Origin of the sequence: Advenella sp. RU8, assembly GCF_048381675.1 — a bacterium.
In the GTDB taxonomy this organism is placed as follows: domain Bacteria; phylum Pseudomonadota; class Gammaproteobacteria; order Burkholderiales; family Burkholderiaceae_B; genus Advenella.
The window spans coordinates 13,318-39,389 of the sequence record NZ_JBLWIS010000006.1; the positions used below are offsets into that span (position 1 = coordinate 13,318).

Below are 26,072 nucleotides of genomic sequence, written 5' to 3' on the forward strand. Positions count from 1 at the left end.
AATTGGAGAATGTTTATTGTTTGGCTGGTATCGGGCTGGTTGCGGGTAATTGAATACCTGGCAGCTTACCGTTGCGGGGGCAGCACAGGCTGAATATGACGGTGTAGTGAAGTGACCGGCTTTATTTCCTGTTTCCCATTTAACTTTCACAGATACGAACGACCTGAAAGCACCTTGCAATAAGGGCGATACTGTAACACAGCCATAATATTTAGTACACTAACGGCCATGACAATTTAATTTTCAGGTCCAACGTGTCTTATCCTAAACTTCCATATCCGCTTTCCGCCTATACAAAGGGTGCCGAATTTGTACGTCAGCTGGGTTCCGGCCGCATTCTTGTCCTTGATGGCGCCATGGGAACCATGATCCAGCAATATAAACTTGGCGAATCCGATTTTCGTGGTGAGCGGTTTGCTGATCATGGCAAGGATGTAAAGGGCAATAACGAGCTCTTGTCACTGGTGCGTCCCGACCTTATTCTGGATATCCATCGCAAGTATCTGGCCGCAGGTGCCGATGTGATTGAAACCAATACATTCGGAGCAACAGCGGTTGCCCAGGGTGACTATGATTTAGCCAGCCTGGCCTATGAGTTGAACCTTGAATCGGCCAAGCTGGCGCGTCAGGCCTGTGATGAGTTCAGCACGGCCAAACATCCGCGTTTTGTGGCGGGTGCATTGGGCCCACAGCCCAAGACGGCTTCCATTTCTCCCGATGTGAATGACCCGGGTGCGCGCAATATTACTTTCGAGGAATTGGCCGAGGCCTATACCGAACAATTAAATGGTCTGCTTGATGGTGATATTGATATTGTCCTGATTGAAACCATTTTCGATACCCTGAATGCCAAAGCTGCCATCTTTGCGGTGGAAAACGTCTTCGAAGCACGTGGCGTACGCCTGCCTGTCATGATTTCAGGCACGGTGACCGATGCTTCCGGACGTATCCTTTCCGGGCAAACCGTCGAAGCTTTCTGGAACTCGATCCGCCATGCCCGTCCTGTTACGATTGGATTGAACTGTGCGCTGGGAGCAGCACTGATGCGCCCCTACGTGGCCGAGCTTTCAAAACTTAGCGATACCTATGTTTGTGTGTACCCCAATGCGGGTCTGCCCAATCCCATGAGCGATACCGGCTTTGATGAGACACCTGCCGACACCTCTTCTTTGCTGGCAGAGTTTGCCCGGGCCGGTTTTGTGAATATGGTGGGTGGCTGTTGCGGTACTACGCCCGAGCATATTCAGGCGATTGCGCAAAGCGTGAAGAGCCTGCCAGCCCGTGAAGTGCCTCTGGTGCCAGTTAAAACCCGCCTGTCTGGCCTGGAAGCACTGAATATTGATGATGATTCTTTGTTTATCAACGTTGGCGAGCGGACCAACGTAACGGGTAGCAAGGCATTCTTGCGCCTGATTCGTGAAGAAAAGTTTGATGAGGCGCTGTCAGTGGCCCGTCAACAGGTGGAAAACGGTGCGCAAATTATTGATATCAACATGGATGAAGCCATGTTGGACTCCAAAGCCAATATGCGCCGGTTCCTGAATTTGATAGCCTCCGAACCGGATATCGCCCGTGTGCCTGTCATGATTGACAGCTCCAAATGGGAAGTCATTGAGGAGGGCTTGAAGTGCGTACAGGGTAAGCCAATCGTCAACTCTATTTCCATGAAAGAAGGCGAAGAAGCTTTTCTTGAGCATGCCCGTTTGTGCCGTAAATACGGGGCAGCCGTGGTCGTGATGGCCTTTGATGAACAGGGCCAGGCGGATACCCTGCAACGACGTAAGGATATTTGTGGCAAGGCCTATCGCTTGCTAACCGAAGAGCTGGATTTTCCGGCCGAGGATATTATTTTTGACCCCAACGTCTTTGCCGTAGCTACTGGTTTGGATGAACATAACAATTATGGCCTTGATTTTATCGATGCCGTTAAATGGATTCATGAGAACCTGCCTCATGCCCGAATTTCTGGTGGTATTTCCAACGTAAGTTTCTCGTTCCGTGGCAACGAAGCGATGCGAGAGGCGATTCATACCGTTTTCCTTTACTACGCGATTCGTGAAGGCTTAACGATGGGTATTGTGAATGCCGGCATGTTGGGCGTGTATGCCGACCTTGATCCTAAAATCAAGGATCTGGTTGAAGACGTTATTTTGAATCGTGCCTCTCCGCTGGGTAAAACCGATCCTGCCGATGAACGGACACCAACTGAAAGGCTGGTTGAGTTTGCCGAAACCGTCAAGGGTGGCAGTGGTGCTAAAAAAGTGGAAGATTTGGCCTGGCGTGAACAGGATGTTGAAAAGCGCCTGGCTCATTCGCTGGTGCATGGCATTACCACGTTTATTGTTGAAGACACTGAAGAAATCCGCCAGAGGATTGCCGAACGCGGAGGACGTCCCATCGAGGTCATTGAAGGTCCCTTGATGGATGGCATGAATATTGTGGGCGATCTTTTTGGTGCCGGTAAAATGTTTTTGCCACAGGTGGTCAAGTCTGCCCGAGTCATGAAGCAGGCCGTGGCGCATCTGGTGCCTTACATTGAAGAAGAAAAGCGGCAGATTGAAGCCCAAGGGGGTGATGTCCGCGCTAAAGGAAAAATGGTGATTGCCACTGTAAAAGGCGATGTGCACGATATTGGCAAGAATATTGTGGCCGTGGTCATGCAGTGCAATAACTTTGAAGTCGTGAACATGGGCGTGATGGTGCCTTGTGCCGAGATCCTGGCCAAGGCCAAGGAAGAGAATGCCGATATCGTTGGCTTGTCGGGCCTTATTACACCCAGCCTGGAAGAAATGGCTTATGTGGCCTCTGAAATGCAGCGTGATCCCTATTTCCGTGAGCGGAATATTCCACTCATGATTGGTGGCGCCACGACCAGTCGGGTTCATACCGCGGTTAAAATTGCCCCCCATTATGACGGCCCGGTCGTTTACACCGCCGATGCCAGCCGTGCTGTTGGCGTGGCTACACAACTGGTGTCCGAGCAGGCCGAATCCTTTATTCGTGAAACGGCTGAAGAATACGAAAAAGTGCGGGAGCGCCATGCCAACCGGAAAGCCACGCCGATTATTCCGCTGTTGGAAGCCCGCAAGGCCAAGCCACAAATTGACTGGCAAAACTACACCCCGCCCAAGCCTAAATTCATTGGCCGTCGTACGTTCAAGCAGTATGATTTAAGTGAAATTGAAAAATTCATCGACTGGACGCCGTTTTTCCAGACTTGGGGCTTATTTGGGCAGTTTCCGGCTATTCTAGATGACAAGGTAGTGGGTGAGCAGGCCCGTAAGCTTTATGAAGATGGCAAGGCCATGCTGAAAAAGGTTATTGAAGGCCGTTGGTTGACCGCCAGTGGCGTGGTGGCGTTTTACCCAGCCAATACGGTTAACCATGAAGACATTGAGGTTTATAAAGATGAGTCCCGTTCCGAGGTCCTCTTTACCTGGCGTAACCTGCGCCAGCAAACCGCCAAGCGTGAAGGGGTGGACAACAAGTGTCTGGCCGACTTCATCGCCCCCAAAGAAAGTGGTGTTAAAGACTATATTGGCTTTTTTGCCGTAACCGGTGGCTTGGGCATTGAGGTCCATGAAAAGCGCTTCGAGCAGGAGATGGATGATTATTCCAGCATCATGCTCAAGGCACTGGGCGATCGTCTGGCAGAAGGCCTGGCTGAATGCCTGCATGCCCGGGTACGGAAAGACCTGTGGGGTTATGTGCCCGATGAATCACTCGGCAATGAAGAAGTCATCGCGGAAAAATACCAGGGTATCCGTCCTGCTCCGGGCTATCCGGCGTGTCCTGAACATACCGTCAAACGGGCCATGTTTGATGTCTTGCAGCCCGAGGAAATCGGCATGCAGCTAACCGAAAGCCTGGCCATGTATCCGGCATCCAGCGTTTCCGGTTTCTATTTAAGCCATCCACAGTCCTCCTATTTTAATGTGGGCAATATAGGTGAGGACCAATTGAAGGATTATGTTGAACGCAGTGGCCTTGATGAAGAGGAAGTGCGCAAGGCCCTGATGAGCAGTCTTGGGTAAAACCGGCCATGGTTACCAAGTCCGGAGTACCGGCCAATAAACAGGTGTTGGGCGAATTCGTTCGTAATGCCCGTTCCAGGGTAACACCCCAAATGGCCGGACTCAGCCATGGGCAGCGTCGTCGCACCCCGGGACTGCGCCGAGAAGAGGTTGCACAACTATGTGATATTAGTGTCACTTGGTATACCTGGATCGAGCAGGGGCGCGATGTCTCCGTTTCCAGTGCAGTATGGTCCCGCCTGGCCGATGTCCTGCATATGACCAAGGCGGAGCGGGCCTACCTGTTTGAGTTGGCTGAAGTGACTGATCCGGACCACGGCAAAGCACAGCATGGCAGCCTGCCTTTATCGCTGCAGGCTTGCGTCAATAATTGTGCCGGGCCGGCTTATATCCTTGATCGTTGCTGGAATATCCTGTTTTTCAATCAGCCACTGGATACGCTTTTCAATCATTGGCCCAGTTGCCAGCAAGCGCCAAATTTACTCCGCTTCATTTTTCAAAACCCTGATGCCTCCAAGGTGGTCGTTAATTGGGAGCAACGCGCGCGCCGTTCGGTCGCCGAATTCAGGGCCGATATTGGTGCCCATCTAGATGAACCGGATATCAGCCAGATTATTGAGGAATTACTGGCCTCCAGCGAACTGTTCCAGCATTGGTGGTCAAGACAGGCGGTGGTTGAGCGTGAGGGCGGGGTACGTGAGTTCATGAATCCGGAAAAGGGCTATCTGGAGTTTGAGCAGATTACCTTCAGGCTGGCTACCCATCAGGATTACAAGCTGGTGATGTTATTGATAAAACCCGATTAACGCCACACCATCAAATATTCTACAAATTATTGCGGATTGTTATTAAAATGTAGATATTGACCATCCTTCTTAATATAAAAAACCATTGCAAACCAACAAGATAGTGGTTTTTTTGGATTTTCTTGCTTTATAAAAGGAGATCTTGGTAGTGCTTGTATTTGACTTAGTGTGTTAGTATTCGCAGCGGAAAGCGTATTAAATTTAATATATGTTTTTTAACCATATATTCTTTTGATCATACTTGCCGTGATTCATCATCAAGAACACAGATTCCAATAGGAGAAGTACATGAATTATCGTTTAACACGTCTTGCCGGTGTTCTGGTCGCCGGATCCATTATGGCAGGTTGCGCAACACAAGGTGGTAATACTGCCGCGGGTGGTGGCATTGGTGCTTTAGTAGGGGCTGGCTTGGGAGCGCTGATTGGTGACAGCTCGAAAGCGGCAGGTATTGGTGCCGGTATCGGTGCGGTAACCGGTGCAATTGTGGGCTATAACTGGGATCGTATTGTTGGCAAGGTTGACCAGGCCGGAGGCAAACAACTGGGCGTTTCAACTACCCAAATGCCCGATGGTAGCCTGAAAGTCAATATCCCTGACGGTGCTACGTTCGATATCAGTCAAGCCACGCTTAAACCGGCCATTTATCCAGTCCTGAATGCATTGGCAACCTCCATGGTTGAAGAGCCAACGTTGCGCCTGAAAGCAGTCGGCCATACCGATAGTACCGGTTCCGCTGCCTTTAACCAGACCCTGTCTGTCAACCGCGCTTCCAGCGTGGTCAATTACCTGGCTTCTCAGGGTGTTGCATCTGGCCGGATGAGTGTAGAGGGTCGTGGTCCTAACGATCCGATTGCTGATAACAGTACACCTAGCGGACGTGCCATGAACCGCCGCGTTGAGCTTTATCTGTACGCTGTTCGCTAATCCAGGATAATAAGCCTTGCCCGCATGCGGGCAAGGCAAACCCTGATATAAAGACCCTTGATACGAAAGTACAAGGGTCTTTGGCATTTTATTTAGCTGTTGGCATGGCGAACTCGGCACCTTTGGCCATGCTTTCGGGCCAACGCTGCATGATGGATTTTTGGCGGGTGTAAAAACGAACGCCTTCTTCCCCATAGGCATGCATATCACCAAAAAGACTTTTTTTCCATCCGCCAAATCCGTGCCAGGCCATCGGCACCGGAATAGGTACATTAATGCCAACCATGCCCACCTGAATGCGCCTGCCAAACTCCCGCGCCGTATGTCCGTCGCTGGTAAAGCATGAAACGCCATTGCCAAACTCATGATTGTTGATCAGTTCAATGGCTTCACCCAGATCCTTGACCCTTACGCAGGAAAGTACGGGACCAAAGATTTCTTCCTTGTAAATACGCATTTCGGGCGTGACATGGTCAAACAGGGTTCCACCGGTGAAAAAACCGTTTTCATGTCCGGGAACACGGTAGCCGCGTCCATCCACAACAAGGGTGGCGCCTTCCTGGATGCCCGAATCAATATATGATTCAATTTTTTCCAGTGACTGACGGGTCACGATGGGTCCCATTTCGGCCTCTAGATGCATGCCATCCATGATTTTCAGGTTGCGGGCTCGCTCTGCAAGCATCGGAATCAGGCGGTCACCTACATCACCGACCAGCAAGGCAACGGAGATGGCCATGCAGCGCTCACCAGCAGAACCGTAGCCGGCACCAACAAGGGCATCTACGGCAAGTTCCAGATCGGCATCGGGCATCACGACCAGATGGTTTTTGGCGCCACCCAATGCTTGTACCCGTTTGCCGAAATGGGCGGCTTGCTCACTGATATAGTGTGCGATCGGGGTGGATCCTACAAAGCTGATGGCGGCAATATCCGGATGCTCAAGCAAGGCATCAACTGCCGGTTTTCCGCCTTGAATGACATTGAAAACGCCATCAGGAAGCCCTGCTTTTTTAAACAAATCGGCCATGAACAGGGATGCGCTGGGGTCTCGTTCACTGGGCTTGAGAATAAAAGTATTACCTGCCGCAATCGCAATCGGGAACATCCAGCAGGGGACCATGACGGGAAAATTGAAAGGGGTAATACCGGCCACTACCCCTAAAGGCTGGCGCATGGTCCAGTTGTCGATATTGGTGGATACCTGGTCTGTGTAGTCACCCTTAAGCAATTGGGGGATACCGCAAGCAAATTCGATGATATCAATGCCTCTGGCGACTTCGCCCTGGGCATCGGTAAAAACCTTGCCATGTTCGGCAGTAATGATGGCTGCCAGGGTATCGGCATTCTCCTGTATCAGACTAAGGAACTTGTTGATGATGCGGGCCCGGCGAATGGGCGGGGTATTTGCCCAGTCATGCGCGGCAGCCTTGGCAGCGGCAACGGCCTGATCCACTTCCCAGGCACCGGACAGCACCACGTGACGGGTAACGGCACCGGTTGAAGGATTATAAACAGCCTGTTTCTCGACACCGTTTGGTGTTGATTTCTGGCCATTGATATAGTTGACGATATCTTCATTGCCCGTGTAGGCAGGGGTCGGGTTGATCACAGTCTTGCTCCTTTGGTGAATGATGTTTATATGCAGTATAGATAGGTGAAGAAAGTCAATCAATATCAAAATACTGGATTTATTGTTCATATTATTGGACAATAAAGTAATGGATATACGAAAAATAGAACCGCTTTGGTCACACATTTTCTGGTTGGGCATTCTTGAGTCAACCGGTAGCTATACGGCTGCTGCCCAGCGTCTGGGTGTTAGCAAGGCCGCCATGAGTCAACGTATCCAGGAGCTTGAGAAAGCCATGGGGATCATGCTGGTTCGGCGTACGACTCGCAGCGTCCGTTTAACTGAAGCCGGTCGTGCATTGGTAACTTTTACCCGCCCGGCTTTTGCCGACATAGAAACCGGCTGTGAAAAAATCCGGGAACTGGCCGAAGAGCCCAGGGGTGTGATCAGGGTTACGGCGCCGGTCGCATTGGCGCGGCAGCAAATTATTCCCCGCTTGCCGGTGTTCATGCATCAATACGCTGAAATCAAAATTGAAATTGAATTATCGGATCACATCAGCGCCCTTGCCCAGGAAGGTTTTGATTTGGCGATCAGGCATACGTCTACCGTTCCGGAAACCCATGTGGCCTGGAATTTGTGCCAGACCCAAACCTTGCTGCTGGCAAGTCCTGGCTATATCAAAAAGCATGGCATGCCAGTGCATCCTGATGATCTTGTCCGCCATAATTGCCTGTGCTATCTGCGTTCAGGTTCTTTGCCTACCTGGCATTTTGAACGAAGGAAAGGCGGGGGCGAGAGGGTTAGTGTGCCGGTGAACGGTTCTTTTTCTGCCAATAACAGTGAAACACTCCGGGAGCTGGTGCTGGCGGATTTGGGTATTGCCGCCATACCCGATTTTTCAGTCGTTGCTGAGTTGAAGAAAGAAAGGCTGGTGCCGGTCTTGCCGCAATGGAAGCCGGTTAGTGTATTTGGGGAAAACATTTACGCGCTTCGGCCGTACAGCCCGCATGTGCCCAATATTATCCGTCTTTTTGTTGATTATCTGAAGGCAGCGTTAAAGAACGATTCATTCATTTAATCTTGAATCAAAAAGTCAAATTTTGTCTCTGAAACGGGCTCTCCTGCAGGGTTGTAGATTCTTTCACTGAACAGGGTTTTTCCACTTTTATGTATCGCGATAATGGTTGAGCAGCGCGTGCCATAATCGGGGCTGACAATGAACGGGCTGCTGAGCAGCCGTTCACGTTCCAGAGAAAGTCCGGTGTTGGGCAAATCATGATCGGGGGGCCGGGTATTGTCACGTAAAATATCAAAAATATCGGGCAATTGGTCTGGCAGGAAATCAAGCTCAATGCTGTCCAATGCCTTGCGCAGCCGCTCTGCCTTGGGCCACGGGGTATCCATCAGGTGGTTGGACAGGACATGGCTGCCCTGCTGCAGTTCCACGGGTTGGGCCTGGAGACCGCGATTACTGATATAAATACTTCTATCCCGATTGCCCACCACCAGGTTGAAGGCATTGTATTGTTTTCCCTTAGCCAAAATCGTGCTGGCATAATCAAGGGCCGGCATATCGTTTAGCAGGAATTCACTCACCAGATAGCCGCGGCTTGGCGCGGCTGGCATGATCGAATGGATATCCCGGTAATTGGTGAGCAGGGCAAACCGGCCATTTTTATTAAGGCCAAGCCAGGTTCCGCCCGCCTCGCAGTCTATGCCGGCAATAAGGTCTGGCTTGTTTTTCCACGGGGCTGCCGCCAATGCCTTGCGGTGGTGAAACTCATCCCGGTTGGCGGCGATGAAAAGCGGCCACTCGGGATGCTTCTTGATTGATAGGTAGGCAATACACATAAAATTGTTTTCCAGTAATAATCAGACCCTGTCTTCCCAGTCTATCCATTCAACAATGTATGCATTCAGATAGCCATTGACGGCTTGTCCGATTGTTGGAAAAAAACGCTCATTGCCAAAGCGCTCTGACAGGCCGAACTTGCGCAACTTATCCCTGACCGGATCTTTCATTTCAGCAAAGCACAGTTCTATACCGGCTGCTTTCAGTTGTTCGTCCAGTTCAACCAGCATGTCGGCAGACGTGACATCAACATTGGTCACCGGTTCGGAGGTAATGACAATCCGTCGAACGGCATGTGGTGATTTGCTAATGGAGTCAAGGACGCAATGATGGAAAAGTTCAGCATTGGCAAAGAAAAGCGGCGCATCCCAGCGAAGCAGGATCAATCCAGGTATAAGCCGTGCTGTTGGATGGCGGCTGATATCATGATAGCCCTTGAGTTGATCGACCCGGCCAAGAATCGCGTAGTGTGGTCGCCAGCCATCCCATAAATATTCCAGGATGGCAATGGTGATTGCGATGCCGATGCCGGGTAAAACACCAAATACGGCGACTCCTGCAAAGCAAACAATAGAGAGCCAGAATTCCCATCTTTGAATCTGGTAAATGCGCTTGAGATCTTTAAACTCAAAAATATTGATGATAGAGGAAATGACCACAGCGGCCAGGGTCGGGGCCGGCAGGAAATAAAGCAGGTTGGGTGCCAAAACCAAGAGCAGGCCCACAATAACGGCTCCGGTAATGCAGGCTAATTGGGTTTTTGCCCCTGCCGCCTCAGATACCGGCGTGCGCGAGGCGCTGCTGCTGATGGGGAAACCTTGAAAGAAACCGGTGAAAAAATTGGCAACACCCAGCCCGAAAATTTCCTTGTTGGGGTTGATGTAGTTATTGTATTTGGCCGCATAGGTGCGGGATAAAATGCTGGTTTCCGAGCTCGATAACAGGGCAATCGCGCCGGCACCCAAAATCACCGGAATCACGTCATCGTTGCTGATCAGCGGTAGGGTGAAGGCGGGTAATCCTTCTGGCAATGTTCCCAGGATTTGAACGCCATGCTGGTCAAGTCCGAAGTACGCAACCACAATGGTTGCCAGGGCCAGTACCAGCAATGGACCGGGGAAATGCCTGAAGCGCTTGAGAATTAGCAACAGGGCAAGTGAAGTGCCTCCGATGATAAGGGAGGTGTTATTGGCTTGCGCGTTGGCCAGTGCCAGCCAGATTTCTTGCAGTTTGGCAAAAATTCCGCTTGAGTCCACCGATATTCCTGTCAGGGCAGGTGTTTGGCCTATAAGCACAGTCAGTGCAATACCGTTCATGTAGCCGTAGCGGATAGGCTTGGAGATCAGTTCGGTAATAAAGCCAAGTTTCAGAAGGCTGACAAGGATGGTAATAATGCCGGAAATAATGGCCAGCGCACTGGCCAGGGTGACTAACCGCTCGGGGTTGCCTGCCGCCATCGGCACAATAATTGCAAAGATGATGCCTGCCAAGGCAGAGTCGGGGCCAATCACAATTAAACGGCTGGGCCCGAAAATGGCATAAGCGAGCAAGGGGATAATGGTGGCATAGAGACCATAAATGCCGGGCAGCCCGGCTGCAATTGAATAGGCAATGCCAATCGGAATCAGTACGGTGGCAAGGACCAGGCCAGCTGCCAGGTCATGTCGAAGCCACTCCTTGCGATAGTGAAGCAGTGTGTGAAGACCGGGCATCCATGCTAATAGGCCAGTAGTTTCATCTTTGCTAGAAGGCAAAGGTCCACCAGAGGGAGGTGACGGAAGGGGCTCTTGATTGCTTTTTGCCATGTTCAATTTGAAAAATCAGTAGGTATACGCTTTAATCATTGGTATTGTAATGAAAATGTTTCATAATTGACTGGATTATGTTTTTTGGCTTGATGTTCATCCCTTTGCGTGGTCAATGTACCCGGGTAAGTATAGGAAATTTTTTATGAATCGAAACGATCGTTTTCAGGAGCTGGTGAATACAGCCGCCAACCTTGAAAAAAAGCATGTTTGTGTCGTTGTTCACCCTTGCGATGAAGTTTCCCTGTCCAGTGCCGTACAGGCAGGCAGGTTAAACCTTTTTATCCCGGTCTTGGTGGGACCTGAAGAGCGGATTCGTCAGGTGGCCCTGGAAAATTCCCTGGATATCAGTGGCTTGCAAATTATTAACACCGAACACAGCCATGCGTCGGCCGATGCGGCGGTAGCCGAAGTACAGGCAGGCAGGGCAACGCTGATGATGAAAGGCAGCTTGCATAGTGACGAGTTGCTGCATTCGGTATTGTGCTATAACGGTGGCCTGCGTACCGAACGCCGAATATCCCATGTTTTTGTCATGGATGTGCCCAGCTACGATAAACTGCTGTTCATTACCGATGGTGCGATTAATATTTTTCCGACTTTATGTGAAAAAGCCGATATTATCCGTAACGCGATAGACCTGCATCTTGCCCTGGGGCTGGATACCCCTCGTGTGGCCATCCTGTCGGCCGTAGAGCAGATCACTGAAAAACTGCAAAGCACCATTGATGCGGCAGCCCTATGCAAAATGGCTGATCGGGGGCAAATCAAGGGGGGCATCCTGGATGGTCCGTTGGCCATGGATAATGCCATTAGCCCCGAGGCCGCCCAAATCAAGGGCATTCAATCCGCAGTGGCCGGTCATGCCCAGATTTTGGTGGTGCCAGATCTGGAAGCCGGCAATATGCTGGTGAAGAATTTGACGTTTTTGTCCGGTGCCGATGCGGCAGGGATTGTGTTGGGTGCGCGCGTCCCCATTATTCTTACCAGCCGGGCAGACAGTGAGCGAACCCGTTTGGCTTCATGTGCGGTTGCAGTGGTATATGCTGACAGTTTGCTGAAAAAAAAGGCAATTGGAAAATAATGAGCGGGTTGACGATGCAAGACACAATTTTAGTCATGAATGCCGGAAGTTCAAGCTTGAAATTCCATGTGTATGAAACTGATGGCCTCAATGCGCTTGAGTTTGCTTTTGGCGGGCAGGTATCGGGTATTGGTGGCAAGCAGCCATTTTTCAAGGTTAAGGGCAGAGACCAAAAGGTCCTGATAGAGCAGGCGCTGCAGCCGGAACAGGCACAAAACCTGCAACTTTCCCAGCGTGTCGTTGGTGATTGGCTGGGTACCGTTATTACCAAAGAGCCACTGGCCGTGGGGCACCGCATTGTGCATGGTGGCCCTGATTATGATCGCAGTGTCATGGTGAATGATGAGGTGCTAAGAAAGCTGGATGCCCTGGTGTCGTTGGCTCCCCTACATCAGCGCAACAACCTGGAGCCGGTTCATGTGATTTTTGAGAATTGGCCGCATATCAGGCAGGTGGCCTGTTTTGATACCGCTTTCCATCGTTCCAAGCCTGAAGTGGCAGACCGCTTTGCCTTGCCCCAGTTTTACTATAAGGAAGGCATTCGCCGTTATGGCTTTCATGGTCTGTCGTATCAATATATCGCTGGAAAACTGCGCCAGGATTATCCTGATCTGGCGGCGGGCAGGGTGGTGGTGGCCCATTTGGGCTCTGGTGCATCGGCATGCGCCATGAAAGACGGTCGCAGTCTGGAGTCCACCATGGGCTTTACCGCGCTGGATGGCTTGCCCATGAGTACCCGTTGTGGCCAGATGGATGCTGGAGTGGTGTTATGGATGCTTGAGCAGGGCATGACACATGATGAAATCCAGCACCTGCTTTATAAGGAATCGGGATTAAAGGGCTTGTCCGGCATCAGTGCCGATGTTCGTGACCTGCAGGATAATCCTGATCCGCGTGCAAAGTTGGCCATGGCGTATTTTGCCTACCATATTGCCAAAGGCATTACAGGGTTGCTGACCGCAACCCAGGGGCTGGATGCCCTGGTGTTTACTGCCGGTATTGGTGAAAATAGCCCGCTAGTACGACAAAAGGTATGTGAGCACTTGGCCTGGCTGGGTATTCGCATTGACCCGGTCCGCAATGAAAGTAATCAGTCGTGCCTGAGCACCAATGACAGTAAAGTCGGTGTTTATATCATTCCCACCAACGAAGAATGGGTGATTGCACAGCAAACGCTTGCCTTGATTACCAAGGGGCATGGCCAGGCAGTTACCTGAGCGGGTATCTTGCCATCAATCGATAGCTTGTATGGACAGCCTTGCCATAATGAGCTAGACTGCCAGCATCTTGTCGGGGTGCCTTGCCCATTATGGTAAGGCTGAGAAAACACCCGTGAACCTGATCCAGTTCGTACTGGCGGAGGAAATAGGATGCGTTTTACTGGCCTGTCCATGGCCGGTATTTCTTCATGGTTTCCTTTTGCCCACCACGCAATGATCAGAATAATTATCCATTGCTGTGCTAAAGGAGTCGTTTTCAATTATGTCACCGGGAATCAGCCTGCAGAATATAGGCTTGGGTTACGCAGGCCAACCTTTGTTCAGCCGTTTGGATGGTCACTTCAAGGGCGGGTGTTGGCATAGCATACTGGGTCGCTCCGGGGTTGGCAAAAGCAGCTTGCTGCAAAGTATTGCGGGCTTGTTAAGCGGTACGGCACTGACCGGTCATATTGAGGCCGATGATGGGTTGCCTTTGCATGACAGGATTGCCTGGATGGGACAGCGTGATGCTTTGTTGCCGTGGCTTACGGTAGAGCAAAATGTGTTGCTGGGGGCCCGTTTGCGTAAACAGGTCTCGGCCCAACACCAGGAACGCGCCAATGCGATGCTTGGGCAGCTTGGCTTGGGTGGCCTGGCGCAAAGCAGGCCCGAACACCTGTCGGGTGGCCAGCGGCAGCGTGTGGCACTGGCCCGTACCTTAATGGAAGACAAGCCAGTGGTGTTAATGGATGAGCCATTCTCGGCATTGGACGCCATTACCAAGCTCCAATTACAAGATTTGGCCGCTACCTTGCTGCATGGCAAAACCGTATTGTTGATTACCCACGATCCACTGGAAGCGTTGCGTTTAAGTGACCATGTCTGGGTCATGACAGAGCGCCCGGTGGTCTTGAAAATGATGTTTGCCATTGATACGCCGGCACCGCGTGCCCTGGAGGATACGCAAATATTATCCTGGCAGGGGCAATTGCTGGCCTATTTGCAAAAAGACCAGGAGGGGCCTGTCCTGTGAATATCCATAAAACCTCTCCCGGGCTACGGCTGTTGCTGATTACCGCTGGCCTGCTGGCCTTGTGGCAAACCGTTGTATTGCTGACCAATGCTCCGCATTTTATTTTGCCAGGCCCGTTACGGGTATTGAATGCCTTGTGGGAGCAACGTTCCCTGATTGCCGGACATGCCCTGGTCACGCTGGCTGAAATTATCATGGGTATGGTGCTGGGATGCCTGTTGGGATTTGCCAGTGCCATGCTGTTGCAATGGTCACGATCGTTCAGGGTATGGCTGTTGCCGGTGCTGATTGTAAGCCAGGCCATCCCGGTGTTTGCCCTGGCACCGATTCTGATGATCTGGTTGGGTTATGGCATGGCCTCCAAGGTGGTCATGGCAGCCATTGTTATCTTTTTTCCGGTGACTTCGGCCTGTTATGACGGTTTGCAGCGCACGTCCCGTGACTGGTTGCAACTGGCGCAAACCATGGGGGCAAGCCATGCGCAGGTGCTATGGCAAATCCGTCTGCCAGCGGCCTTGCCATCACTGGCATCGGGTTTGCGGGTGGCAGCCACGGTAGCCCCTATTGGTGCGGTAATCGGAGAGTGGGTTGGCTCCAGCAACGGGCTGGGCTACTTGATGCTGCACGCCAATGCCCGCATGCAGGTGGATACCGTATTTGCCTCGCTGATTGTGCTGGCCTGCCTTTCATTGCTGTTGTACTTTAGTGTTGATTACCTGTTGCGCAAATTGATTTGCTGGCAGGCATAAATTATTTTAATTTAAAACTAACCTTTCGTAAGATGAGAACGTTCAGGAAGAATATGAAAAATTCAGTTTCAGGTAAAAAATGGCTGGCCGCGTGTGCTGTTAGCCTGTTTGTCAGTGCCCAGGCCTTGGCCCAAGACAAGGTTACGCTTTTGCTGGACTGGTTCGTCAACCCCGATCATGCGCCTATTGTGGTTGCTGAAAAGAACGGTTATTTTGCCGAGCAGGGTTTGGCGGTGGAGATACAGGAACCGGCAGATCCTTCAATGCCCCCCAAGCTGGTGGCGGCAGGCAAGGCGGATATGGCAGTGACTTACCAGCCCCAGTTGCATATGCAAATTGATGAAGGCTTGCCCCTGACACGCGTATCCACCCTGATTGCCACTCCCCTGAATACCTTGGTTACGCTTAAAAGCAGCAACATCAAGTCAATTGCCGATTTGAAAGGCAAGAAAATCGGATTTTCCGTGGGAGGCTTTGAGGATATCCTGCTAAAAGTCATGCTTGGGGCAAAAGGCCTGACGGTTGATGATGTGGAGCTGGTGAATGTGAACTGGTCATTGTCTCCTTCTTTGATTACCGGCAAGGTTGATGCCGTGGTGGGAGCATTCCGTAATTTCGAGCTGAACCAGCTTGATATTGAAAACCATCCCGGCCATGCTTTCTATGTTGAAGAGGAAGGGGTGCCTGCCTATGATGAGTTGATTATGGTGGTCAACAACAAAGACCGAGATCATGATAAATATCGCCGTTTTAACGTGGCACTGGAAAAAGCGGTGCAGTTCATTGTGAATCACCCCGATGAGGCATGGACAGTTTTCAAGGACTATAAACCCAAGGAACTGGATAATGAACTTAACCGCCGGGCCTGGAAAGATACCTTGCCACGTTTTGCCTTGCTGCCGGGCGCACTTGGCCAACGACGCTATGAAACCTTTGCCCGTTTCATGCAGGAACAGGGCCTGATTAAAAACAAGGTACCGGCACTGGCTGATTACGCGATTGAACCTTGATTACTTATTGACACGAGTCAGTGCGAGGCAACCCCCGGTCTTCAGGCAAGGCAAGGGTACCGTTAATTAACTGAAACAGTAAAACAGTCATAGTGTTTATTACTGTTTTACTGTTAATACTTCAAGTTTGTTTTATTTTCCAGGAGCTTTTTGGAAATGTCATATTTTGAGCAGCTAAAGCAATCATGTGCCGAAGATTGGCAGGCCTATACACAACATGAGTTTGTGCGCCAGTTAGGGGCGGGAACGCTGCCTGCGGAAAGTTTCCGGCATTACCTGAAACAGGACTACCTGTTCCTGATCCAGTTTACCCGTGCATGGGGACTGGCCGTATATAAAAGCGATAACTTTGCCGATATGCGTTACGGGCAGGCGGGCATCAATGCATTGCTTGACCTGGAAATCGGGTTGCACATTGATTACTGCAAGGAGTGGGGCATCAGCGAGCTGCAATTGTTGGAAGAAAAGGAATCTTCCGCCTGTGTGGCCTATACCCGTTTTGTACTGGATCGTGGCTTAAGCGGTGGGCTGGCTGAATTGCATGCCGCCTTGGCGCCTTGCATGATGGGCTATGCCGAAATTGGTACTTGGCTGATGCAGCAACCGTTTACCAAGCTGGAAGGTAATCCCTACCGGAAGTGGATAGAAATGTACGCTGGCCAGGAGTTTCAGGATGCCATTGAGGTGGAAAAAGAGTTGTTAGAGCGCTTGTGTGCCGATTTGACCGAGGTAGGCATGAATCGGGTAAAACAAACGTTTGGCACTGCCACCCGCATGGAAGTCGCATTTTGGGAGATGGGGTTATGGCGTTTGATGTAGGTTGCTTGGCGCAATACGATTTTAGGTAGTGGAGTCGTCTTGTTATTGATATTAAAAATTAATATGTTATTTATGCATATAATCATATAATAACAATTAATTTTAATTATTATTTTTCGGGTGCTATTCTCTTAAAACAATTTCTGGACTGTTGTCAGTAAGTTATTTTGAGAGAAGCCGATGAAAAAATATATAACCCTAAATAAAATAGCAAAATCATTTGCTGTGGCAGGTATGGCCATATTATGCAGTGTGGCTCATGCTGCGGATTGGCCATCAAAAACCATTACCTTGATTGTGCCATTTCCTCCAGGGGGTGGTGCCGATACCATTGGCAGATATTATGCAAAAGAATTGTCTAACGCTTTGGGGCAGCCAGTAGTGGTTTCCAACAAACCGGGTGCCGGCACTGCAATTGCAGCCGAAGCGGCGGCAAAGGCCAAACCGGATGGTTATACCTTATCGGTCGCAACGACTGGACAGCTAACGATATTGCCGAATCTGGCAAAAGAAATTCAGTTTGATCCTATTAAGGATTTTGTGCCTGTGTCATTAGTGGCTTCTGTTCCTAATGTGATTGCCGTTAATCCAAAGGTTAATGTTGATTCATTGCAGGATTTAATCGCATTGGCAAAAGAAAGGCCGGGTGCCCTTACTTATTCTTCATGTGGCAATGGAACATTATGTCATTTGACGGGAGAGTTGTTTAAAAGTCTGGTGTCAGTGGATTTATTACATGTTCCCTATAAGGGCAGTGCACCGGCCATTACCGGTTTGCTTGGCGGAGAGGTAGATGTATCAGTAGATACGCTGACCATTTTGGCGCCTCATATCAAGAGCGGGAAAGTGAAAGGATTGGCGTTAAGTACACAGAAACGTTCGCCGTTATTGCCCGCGGTTCCTACTGCTGCGGAAGCTGGTTTGAATGATTTTGAGGTTTCGGGCTGGTTTGGAATTGTTGCTCCTGCAAATACTCCTCAGGAAATTGTTGATAAATTAAATTTGGAAATCAAGAAAATATCAGAGCTGCCGTCCACCGAAGACAGTTTCATAAAAAACGGCATCACGGTTGAATATAGTACCTCAGCTGATTTTTCAAAAATGATCAGTCGTGATTTTGGTAAATGGAAAGATATTATAGGAAAGGCTGAGATCCAGTTGAATTAGTGGATGGAAAACAGATAATCCGGATTTATTGTTTTTGCTGCAGAATACAAAAGGACATGCCAATGCATGTCCTTTTTATTGATGGCAGGTCTAGCAGGGGTTGCCGGACCTTTGTTTGAGTTAATTCAGGGTTTCAGATTTGGCAAGGCGGTTGGACGGCAGGAATGGCATGCCGTTATTAACGCGTTGATAGCTGTGCTGAGTGCGTTTTTCAGCATTGTTTTTGCTTTCGGCTACGGTTACGGTGTGACTGGAAAATTCTTCACGAAGTCTGGTTAATAGTTTCATATTTTTTCTCTTTATAAAAATAATTGTTGATAATGCTTTGGTGTGAGCAAACGTCTCGGATTTGCCCCCAGTTTTATTTGCAACAAAACGAAGAAGCATTGATAGATTACCCCGTTATTATTGCAATTTTATGATTTATGTTTTTTTTGCAAGCCCGAATGGAGAGATTGCTGGTTTTTTTATGTGCTTATATAATAAATCGCTATAAGTGCTTGGTTTTATTGCCTTATTTTTTAAGCGATTTACCCAAGTATACCTTTATTTTGAAAATTAAGCAAGTTGTTTTGAATGATGCTTTAGATAGTTGATTTTCATGGTTTTTTTGGTTTTTCGAAAAAATGTCTGCGTCAATGTGGATTAATCTGGATTTTCAAGTTTTGCCAAGTAAAAATCAAGGCTGCTGTTGGCGGGGTATCTGTTTTGATGGGGTATTTTACGTATGGATCCAGGCATCCACTTCAGCAGAAAAAAACGGCTACCGGGGAAATATTCAATGAGTTTCCTGACCGCATCGCTGATACCTTATTGATTGTCGCCTTGCTTTCATTCACTACCCGCTTTTTGATTGGGGCTTTGCCACGCTGGCAGGTCAGGCAGCCCCAAAACCTGCTGCTGTTAATGTACTTGTTGCTGGTGGTTCAATTTTTGTTCCCTGAAAGATACTTGTCAAGCGGGAGTGTGCCAGAGCAGATTCCTGCATAAAGGACATAAAAAAAACCGGACGTATGGTCCGGTTAAAGAGGGTTGTTGGTGTAATGGCTAGTTTTTAATGGCCTGCATGGTTAATATCAATAGCGTGCATCCTTGGGTTTGTTGCCTTTGGCCCAGTCATTGACTTTACCCGGGAAGTCGGGGCGAGGCATGTGGGTAAAGTACTCGGCAATGTCTACCGCTTCCTGGTCGCTTAAGACGTTGCCTTGGCCCCAGGCTCCATGCTTTTGCACACCCATCGGCATATTGTATTTAATAAAAGCGGCTGCCTTGTAGGTGCGTGCCATGCCTGCACCGATATTGAAGGACTCATCTCCCCATAATGGCGGAAAAACAATATCCCCCCGGCTGTCTTTCAGGCCTTCACCATTGTCTCCATGACAGCTTGCGCATTGTGCAGCGTACAGCGCCCTGCCATTGACAGGATCAGGAACCAGTTCTTCATTGATTTTGCCGGCATTCTGTATTTTTACCTTCAGCGCTTTGGGTACTTTCTGGCCAACCCAATCAACATACGCAATCATGGCTTTCATTTCACGCGAGTTCGGGTCCAACGGCTTGCCATTCATGGAGCGCTGGAAACAGCCGTTGATGCGGCCGGTCAGGTCAACTTCTTTGCCCGCGCGTGGCATCACTTTTGGATAGCTGTTGGATGTCGTGAAATAAGGTGCGCCCATGTTTAACTTGCCTTGCGCCACGTGACAGCTGCTGCAGTTCATTGAGGCACCGACATGTTGAGGCAACAGTCGTTTGGTTTCATTCATTAGCCGTTTGCCATACATGATTTCCTCAGCGTTGGGTTCCTGGGCAATGGTGGTGTCATCAGGAATTTGGTATTGACCGACGACATTTTTGTCTTTATCCAAAATATCAAAGCTGATGGGTTTGGCGTCAGTCAGGGAGGGAGACTGGACCAGATAAACACCCGCACCGATGGCGATGACGGTTGCTGCCATGACAGACCATTTGATAATTTTATTCATGTTGATCTCCTGTTGCGGTGATATGGGGAGCTTTGCCTGAGATGAAATGGCGTATTTTTGCGATCTCGCCTGCATCAATCAGCGGTGCCTGGTTGGTCCAGCTATTGCGGATAAAGTTAATGACCTCGGCTATATCCTGGTCGCTCAGGTGGTTGAATGCGGGCATGCTGAAGGCCATTCTGTCAGCGGGTGTATCAGGCATTTTGCCGCCCTCCAGGGTGATCTGGATAACCGATTGGGCATTATTGGCGAAGACTGCGCTGTTTGCATCCAGGGCAGGAAAAATACGTGCTACGCCTTTGCCGTCAGCCCGGTGACAGGTGGTACAGTGTTCTGTGTATAAAACGGCGCCACGGCTGGTGTAGTTGCCATTAAGCAGTTCCTCGGTTGTGGTATCCGCTTTGGCAGGCAAGCTTATTTCCCTGCCCTTGACGGGCGGCAGCTGTTTCAGGTATTTGGCCATGCTGGCAATATCTTCAGGTGTGAAGTATTGGGTGCTATGTTGTACAACATCAGCCATGGCACCAAAAGCGGCAACCTTGTCGGTGCGGCCGGTAGACAGGAATTGTTCCAGTTCTTCCTGGCTCCAGGATGCCAGCCCGCGGGCTTCTCCACGCAGGCTCTTGGCTCGCCAGCCGTCAATCACGGCACCCGAAAGGAAATCATCGCCATCGCTCAGGCTCAGGGCCAGTTCTTGATAGGCAATCCCACGAGGCGTATGACAGGCACTGCAATGGCCCGGTCCTTCTACCAGATAGGCGCCACGATTGATCACTTCATCGGCGTTGGGGTCGGGCACAAAATCCCGTTCAGACGCAAACACCAATTGCCACCAGGCCATGGGCCAGCGCCAGTTCAATACCGGCGGTATGGTGGAAGCAGCATTTTGTTGCTTGACCGGTTTGACCTCAGACATGAAATAGGCATAAAGGGCCTCCAGATCTTCGTCAGGCATAATCACATAAGACGGATAGGGCATGGCGGGATACAAGGCCTGTCCATCACCACGAACACCGTGCTTGACAGCGCCGATGAATTGCGCCAAAGAGTAATTGCCGATACCTGTTTCAGGATCGGGCGTAATATTGGTGGAGTAAATCGCGCCAACCGGCGTCTCCATGGCCAGTCCACCCGCATATTCGGCACCGTTTGGGCTGGTGTGACAGGCTACGCAGTCTGCAGTCCGGGCAATATAAGCGCCACGTTTGATCAGCGCTTTATCGTTGATATCTACTTTTGTAGCGGTATCCGGGACTCTGGTCTGCGGAAGGATGGCTGCGCCACCATAAGCCACGACGAATAGAACTGCGGCGGCCATCAGGCTTTTATGCAGTGTTCTCATGTTAAATTCCTATAAAAATGACAACGTTCCAAAGTAAGACGGCGGGGCCAATTGCCTGATGCCAGTTCAAACCGGGGGTTGATAGGGCCATTTTCGGAAATAGACGAAACCGTTGATATTGTGGAACTCCACATAAGCCGGGTGGTTTTGATTTAGGACAAATAAACAATGAAATTTTCCTGCAGGCATTTTTACCAGATGTTGTTGCTGTTCTGTATGGTGGCTTATTCGGGCGTGCTTTCTGCCAAAACCTGGTATGTAGGCATACTGGCACCACGTGGGGTAGAAGTAGCCCAGCAGGAATGGCAACCATGGTTGAATTGGCTGTCTGCACAATGGGAAAATGAAACGTTTATTTTGGTGCCTATGAAGCTGGCGGATGCGGAACAGATGATTGCGGATAACAGAGTCAACTTTGTGCTGGCGCCACAGGCGCAGTTTTTATCCATGAAAACGGGGGCGGAAATGCGTTGGCTGGCTACCTTGAATCGAGTGGATGATACGCAGCCAAAGGCTGCCGAGTTGGTCGGTAGTGCATTATGGGTCCGCAAGGACAGTGGTTTGCGTGATATAACCCAGTTGCACGATAAAACCATTGCTGCGGTACAGGAAAATGCCTTTGGCGGTTTTTTGCTGGCTTATAAATTGCTGCATGATGCGCAATTGCGTGAAAATCGGGATTATGCATTGGTATTCACCGATTATCCCATTGACCAGACCTTATTGTTGCTTGACCGGAAGCAGGTGGATGCCGCTATTGCCCCTTTGTGCCTGATGGAGGAAATGCACGCTCAAGGTATTCTGGACCGCTCGCACTTTCAACTCTTGCATCCGGTCAATAACCAGAGTGCCTGTGCGGGCAGTACCGAGCTTTTCCCTAACTGGTCATTGGCGGCTTTGCCAGATGTGCCTGATGCCCTGGCCACCAGGGTAGGTTCGTTGTTATTGCAGAATCGTGCTGGCGCTTCATTGCCGGGATGGTCTCCGGTGGTGGCTTCAACCCGGGTAGAGGAAATTTTGCACAGTATTCGCCGGCACCCTTTTCAGCAATCGGTCTGGATTGGCATTCAGGACTGGGTGGCTGAGTACAAAACCTGGGTTGGGTTGGCCTTATTGCTTGTTTTGCTGTCTTTCCTGAATTATGGCTGGGTAAGTTGGCTGGCCTGGCGCAGGCAAAAACAGATAACGCAGGCTTATGAGCGAATGCGTACCTATGAGCGAATGATGATGCATGCAGACAGGTTGAATATTCTTGGAGAAATGGCGTCAGGCGTCGCGCATGAGGTGAACCAGCCGGTTTCGGTGATCAGGCATTATGCCGAAGGGACCCGGTATCGCTTGCAAAAGCAGCAAACAAATTCAGAAATGATTCCGGTGCTGGATAAAATCATAGAACAGGTTGAGCGCATTACACAAATTATTGAGAATTTGCGTAAATGGGTCAAATCCGATCGCAATTATCAGAGTATGCCGGTGAATATTGCCCAGGCTGTAGGCAAGAGCATTCAGTTTGTGCGTTTGCAAAATGAACGGCACCCTATGGATATACATATCGATATCCCGGCTGACTTGGTATTGGTTACCGTGCCCAGTGTGATAGAACAGGTGTTGGTGAATAGCTTGCTGAATTGCTGGCAACAGCAGGCCACACAGGTTGATATTTCCATTCGGCACTTTGACGATGGTTTTTTAGGTATCGCAATTATGGATAATGCCGGTGGTTTTTCCCAAGAGCAGCTTGACTTTCCCTTTGTTCCTTTCCGGACCAATAAAGAACAGGGGCTTGGATTGGGGCTGGTGATCTGTGAGCGCTTAATGCGCGTGATAGGGGGGAACCTGTTGCTGGATAATCGCGGTGATGGTGTTGCCGGTGCCATGGTCACCTTGAAATTGCCAATTAAAGAGAATGCGACAAACCAGAAGGAGCTGAAGCGTAACGATGAGCGCTAATACTGAGACTTTACCTATCCATATAGTCGATGATGATGTTTCGGTAAGGGAGGCTTTGCTTTTCTTGCTACAAAGCCTTGGCTATGATGCTCGTACCTGGCCTGATGGGCGTTCTTTTCTGGAAGGGGCTGATATTGGCAAGGGAGGTGTTGTTATCCTTGATATTCGTATGCCGCATTTAAGTGGGGAGGAGCTTTACCAGCATTTGCTTGAGGCCAATAGCACCATGGCGGTGATTGTTCTTACAGGTCATGCCGATGTGCCCATGGCTGTTAATATGTTGAAAAAAGGGGTCGTGGATTTTCTACAGAAACCGGTTACGCTGGCGCAGATGGATGTTGCCCTTGGGAACGCGCTGGCGCAGGCTGAACAGAACCGGCGTTCCGGTCATTTGCGAGCGCTTTATGAATCTTTGTCGCCAAGGGAGAAGCAGGTGACGGACTTGGTTTTGCAAGGAAAAACGAACAAGGTGATTGCCGATGAGCTTTATATTGCCGTGCGTACCGTAGAAGTCCAGCGATCCAGTGCCATGCAGAAAATGCAGGTGGATAACCTGCCCGACTTTGTCCGGGCGGTTAACCAGGCCTGCATGAAGAAATAAAAACGGCCTTAATACTTGATATTCAACATTGCCCAGGCAGTACGGCCGGGTTCGTTGATACGGGTGTTGGCTGCATAGCCAAATGAGCCGACACCCGCCAGGTTCAGGTGCTCGCTGTAGGTTTTATCAAACAGGTTGTCGATACCTACAGTCAGCTTGATCTTATCGTTAAAGGCATAGCCGGCATTCAGGGCCAGTGTGCCAAAACCTGCGCTGGGGCCAAAGTCTTTGCTGGCAACATTACCCTGATTGGTGGCGTAGCGTTTTTGTGGGGCAACCAGGCGCCATAGCGCACCGGCAGACCATGAGCCATCATCATACTGCAGGCTGATCCGTGCCTCGAGGGGGGGCATTTGTGCCATGGGGCGACCGTCATCACTGTTTTTGCCCCAGGCATAGGCTAAAGTGCTACTGATCTTGAGGGAATCAGACATATCGTAGGATGCGCCCATTTCCGCACCCATGATACGGGCATTGACATTACGGACCTGCTTCACGCCGCTACCGGCAGAGGCATAGTCGAACAGGATGAAGTCGTTAATGTAGCCGAAATAGCCCGAAAACCAGGCTTGTAAGCGGTCGCCCGTGTATTGGGCGCCAAAATCAAGCTGGGTTGTTTTTTCGGGCTTGATTCCCTGAAAGGCGTTAACCGAGCCTTTGGGGCCGGCACCGGGAGAGACCAGTTCCCAGAAATCGGGGAAGCGCTCAGTGTGTCCTATGCCCACATAGACCGTGGATGAAATGCCGTCCAGGTCATGTTCGTAGCGCAGGAAACCGCTGGTCAGCGTGTCATCACGCTTGTAGTCTGTGGTCAGTGAGGCCTGTCTTTGGTCTTTGGCTGTGGCATGGTCAAAACGCAGGCCACCAATCAGCCTGCCTGATTCTGATGTGTGCCAGGTCAGCTCTCCGAACAGTCCGACATTGCTGAATTTGGCATTGTCATTCCAGGGCATGTCGGTAGCGGGAATCCATTGCATGCCTTGGCGGGCAAACTTGCGCAATTCATGTTTGCTTTCCTGGAAATCCAGGCCGGTAACCAGGCTTAGCTTGTCATTGAAACGGAAAGTGCCCGCTGCCCGACCACCCCAGGTGGTGCGCCTTGGATTGGATTCCATTTTCATGGTGTAGGGTCTCAGGCGAAAGTTGTCCATCACGTGATCGGCCTGGTTATAGTAAAGCTGGGCTTCAAACTCATCAAGTACGGAACCGATGTTTGTCTTTTTGAAGCGCAGGCCATAACTTTTACGTTTGAATTTTGTGCCATCCATGCCGCGGGTTGCATAGGCGGTTTTTGCATCGCCAGTGCCAGCGGTCAACTCCAACAGTGTGTTTGCATCAGGCGTGAGGCCCAGGGTGAGATCGGTATTCCATTTATCCCAGCGTGAATGCACTTTATTTCCATCACCGTCTTTATAATCCTGGGAGTGTGAATGATTGGCAGTCACGCGGGCATAGAATTTGTCATTGCCCGCCTCCAGGTCTGCTGTCTGGTCATTGCGTCCCCATGAGCCTCCGACCAGGGTTCCCTGGAAGTTGATGTTTTTACCCTCTTCAAAGGTGGGTGGGGTTCGGTCAAAGCGCACGGTTCCCGCTGAGGCGCCTGGCCCCCAAATAACGGTTTGTGGGCCTTTGGTGACCGTCAGTACATCAAAGTTTTCGGGGGAGATATAAGAGGCGGGATTATCCATGCGGCCGCCGCAGGCGCCAGGCATTGATGAACCATTAGTCAGTATGTTAATGCGTGAGCCGAACATGCCGCGTAAAACCGGGTCACCATTGGAACCCCCGTTACGTAAAGCTGAAAAACCAGGGATGGTTTTCAGGTAATCGGTGGCGTCACTGGCGGGAAGGGGCTGGCGTGGCAGTTTTGGGTCTGTGGTATAAGTAAGCGGGGAGTCAGGGTTGACTTGGGTAACCAGGATTGTTTCAAGCTGGGTAACGTCGGCTGTTTTTTGTGCCATGACGGGTTCGGCCAGGGCTACTAGCAAGGTGGATGAAAGCAGGGTATAGGAAAATGCGGGAAAACGGTTATAGGATTTCATGTTTCTGTATTTGTTGAAAATTGGATAGACACCGTTCCAGCATTGCCTGATAAAAAAAAGAAAACACACGGCACATGATGCTTGCACAAAAAAC

Annotated in this window: 21 protein-coding genes and 2 riboswitches; of the genes, 14 read left to right on the top strand and 7 right to left on the bottom strand. The window is 50.2% G+C overall.

Going from position 1 to position 26,072, the window contains the following annotated elements; genetic code table 11:
- Positions 1-4 precede the first annotated feature (4 nt).
- Positions 5-182: riboswitch (cobalamin riboswitch) on the bottom strand.
- A gap of 72 nt (positions 183-254) precedes the next feature.
- From metH to ACM5Q9_RS08885, 3 genes are all read left to right on the top strand, one after another.
- On the top strand, positions 255-4,034 hold the full coding sequence (gene metH, locus ACM5Q9_RS08875) for a methionine synthase (RefSeq protein ID WP_418144377.1): 3,780 nt from the start codon (positions 255-257) through the stop codon (positions 4,032-4,034).
- An 8-nt stretch (positions 4,035-4,042) separates the two neighbouring features.
- The gene (locus tag ACM5Q9_RS08880) at positions 4,043-4,840 is read left to right on the top strand and encodes a helix-turn-helix transcriptional regulator (protein WP_418144378.1); all 798 of its coding nucleotides are present in this window, start codon (positions 4,043-4,045) and stop codon (positions 4,838-4,840) included.
- Between the two features lie 288 nt (positions 4,841-5,128).
- Positions 5,129-5,767, top strand: coding sequence for an OmpA family protein (locus tag ACM5Q9_RS08885; protein ID WP_418144379.1), 639 nt, complete (start codon positions 5,129-5,131; stop codon positions 5,765-5,767).
- 88 nt (positions 5,768-5,855) lie between these two features.
- Here ACM5Q9_RS08885 and ACM5Q9_RS08890 read toward each other — a convergent pair whose 3' ends face one another.
- A complete protein-coding gene (locus tag ACM5Q9_RS08890; protein WP_418144506.1) occupies positions 5,856-7,376 on the bottom strand; it encodes a CoA-acylating methylmalonate-semialdehyde dehydrogenase in 1,521 nt (506 codons plus the stop codon).
- A 112-nt stretch (positions 7,377-7,488) separates the two neighbouring features.
- Here ACM5Q9_RS08890 and ACM5Q9_RS08895 point away from each other — a divergent pair, with 112 nt between their 5' ends.
- Positions 7,489-8,421 (top strand): LysR family transcriptional regulator, encoded by a 933-nt coding sequence (locus tag ACM5Q9_RS08895; protein WP_418144380.1) that lies wholly within the window; start codon positions 7,489-7,491, stop codon positions 8,419-8,421.
- Here the strand turns inward: ACM5Q9_RS08895 and ACM5Q9_RS08900 are convergent.
- Entirely contained in the window at positions 8,418-9,194 is a 777-nt protein-coding gene (locus ACM5Q9_RS08900) for an NRDE family protein (RefSeq protein WP_418144381.1), read from the bottom strand. The two genes, ACM5Q9_RS08895 and ACM5Q9_RS08900, sit on opposite strands and share 4 nt — an antisense overlap.
- A 21-nt stretch (positions 9,195-9,215) precedes the next feature.
- Positions 9,216-10,907: a SulP family inorganic anion transporter gene (locus ACM5Q9_RS08905; protein WP_418144507.1), complete on the bottom strand. Its 1,692-nt coding sequence runs from the start codon at positions 10,905-10,907 to the stop codon at positions 9,216-9,218.
- Positions 10,908-11,145: 238 nt separating this feature from the next.
- Here ACM5Q9_RS08905 and ACM5Q9_RS08910 point away from each other — a divergent pair, with 238 nt between their 5' ends.
- The 7 genes from ACM5Q9_RS08910 (at position 11,146) to ACM5Q9_RS08940 (ending at position 18,061) form a co-directional block, all read left to right on the top strand.
- A complete protein-coding gene (locus ACM5Q9_RS08910) occupies positions 11,146-12,084 on the top strand; it encodes a phosphate acetyltransferase (protein WP_418144382.1) in 939 nt (312 codons plus the stop codon).
- A gap of 14 nt (positions 12,085-12,098) precedes the next feature.
- On the top strand, positions 12,099-13,301 hold the full coding sequence (locus ACM5Q9_RS08915; protein ID WP_418144383.1) for an acetate/propionate family kinase: 1,203 nt from the start codon (positions 12,099-12,101) through the stop codon (positions 13,299-13,301).
- A 64-nt stretch (positions 13,302-13,365) separates the two neighbouring features.
- Positions 13,366-13,466: riboswitch (TPP riboswitch) on the top strand.
- Positions 13,467-13,566: 100 nt separating this feature from the next.
- On the top strand, positions 13,567-14,316 hold the full coding sequence (locus ACM5Q9_RS08920; protein WP_418144384.1) for an ABC transporter ATP-binding protein: 750 nt from the start codon (positions 13,567-13,569) through the stop codon (positions 14,314-14,316).
- The gene (locus ACM5Q9_RS08925) at positions 14,313-15,065 is read left to right on the top strand and encodes an ABC transporter permease (RefSeq protein ID WP_418144385.1); all 753 of its coding nucleotides are present in this window, start codon (positions 14,313-14,315) and stop codon (positions 15,063-15,065) included. The genes ACM5Q9_RS08920 and ACM5Q9_RS08925 overlap by 4 nt, the downstream gene beginning before the upstream one ends.
- A gap of 53 nt (positions 15,066-15,118) precedes the next feature.
- A complete protein-coding gene (locus ACM5Q9_RS08930; RefSeq protein ID WP_418144386.1) occupies positions 15,119-16,075 on the top strand; it encodes an ABC transporter substrate-binding protein in 957 nt (318 codons plus the stop codon).
- 156 nt (positions 16,076-16,231) lie between these two features.
- Complete coding sequence (gene tenA / locus ACM5Q9_RS08935) at positions 16,232-16,894, top strand: thiaminase II (protein WP_418144387.1); 663 nt, start codon at positions 16,232-16,234, stop codon at positions 16,892-16,894.
- A gap of 180 nt (positions 16,895-17,074) precedes the next feature.
- Entirely contained in the window at positions 17,075-18,061 is a 987-nt protein-coding gene (locus ACM5Q9_RS08940; RefSeq protein ID WP_418144388.1) for a Bug family tripartite tricarboxylate transporter substrate binding protein, read from the top strand.
- A gap of 120 nt (positions 18,062-18,181) precedes the next feature.
- Here ACM5Q9_RS08940 and ACM5Q9_RS08945 read toward each other — a convergent pair whose 3' ends face one another.
- The gene (locus ACM5Q9_RS08945; protein WP_418144389.1) at positions 18,182-18,349 is read right to left on the bottom strand and encodes a hypothetical protein; all 168 of its coding nucleotides are present in this window, start codon (positions 18,347-18,349) and stop codon (positions 18,182-18,184) included.
- A gap of 423 nt (positions 18,350-18,772) precedes the next feature.
- On the opposite strand from ACM5Q9_RS08945, the gene ACM5Q9_RS08950 reads away from it, so the two are divergent.
- Positions 18,773-19,051 carry a hypothetical protein gene (locus tag ACM5Q9_RS08950; RefSeq protein WP_418144390.1) on the top strand — a complete coding sequence of 93 codons (279 nt, stop codon included), beginning with the start codon at positions 18,773-18,775 and terminating at the stop codon, positions 19,049-19,051.
- A gap of 86 nt (positions 19,052-19,137) precedes the next feature.
- Here the strand turns inward: ACM5Q9_RS08950 and ACM5Q9_RS08955 are convergent, their stop codons facing one another.
- Both ACM5Q9_RS08955 and ACM5Q9_RS08960 read right to left on the bottom strand, forming a co-directional pair.
- The gene (locus ACM5Q9_RS08955; RefSeq protein ID WP_418144391.1) at positions 19,138-20,043 is read right to left on the bottom strand and encodes a c-type cytochrome; all 906 of its coding nucleotides are present in this window, start codon (positions 20,041-20,043) and stop codon (positions 19,138-19,140) included.
- Complete coding sequence (locus ACM5Q9_RS08960) at positions 20,036-21,385, bottom strand: c-type cytochrome (protein ID WP_418144392.1); 1,350 nt, start codon at positions 21,383-21,385, stop codon at positions 20,036-20,038. The genes ACM5Q9_RS08955 and ACM5Q9_RS08960 overlap by 8 nt, the downstream gene beginning before the upstream one ends.
- Positions 21,386-21,553: 168 nt before the next feature.
- On the opposite strand from ACM5Q9_RS08960, the gene ACM5Q9_RS08965 reads away from it, so the two are divergent.
- Together ACM5Q9_RS08965 and ACM5Q9_RS08970 are read left to right on the top strand one after the other, a co-directional pair.
- Positions 21,554-23,335 (top strand): sensor histidine kinase, encoded by a 1,782-nt coding sequence (locus ACM5Q9_RS08965; protein ID WP_418144393.1) that lies wholly within the window; start codon positions 21,554-21,556, stop codon positions 23,333-23,335.
- Positions 23,325-23,936 carry a response regulator transcription factor gene (locus ACM5Q9_RS08970; protein ID WP_418144394.1) on the top strand — a complete coding sequence of 204 codons (612 nt, stop codon included), beginning with the start codon at positions 23,325-23,327 and terminating at the stop codon, positions 23,934-23,936. Before ACM5Q9_RS08965 ends, ACM5Q9_RS08970 begins: the two co-directional genes overlap by 11 nt.
- An 8-nt stretch (positions 23,937-23,944) precedes the next feature.
- Here ACM5Q9_RS08970 and ACM5Q9_RS08975 read toward each other — a convergent pair whose 3' ends face one another.
- Complete coding sequence (locus tag ACM5Q9_RS08975) at positions 23,945-25,978, bottom strand: TonB-dependent copper receptor (protein ID WP_418144395.1); 2,034 nt, start codon at positions 25,976-25,978, stop codon at positions 23,945-23,947.
- Between the last annotated feature and the right edge of the window lie 94 nt (positions 25,979-26,072).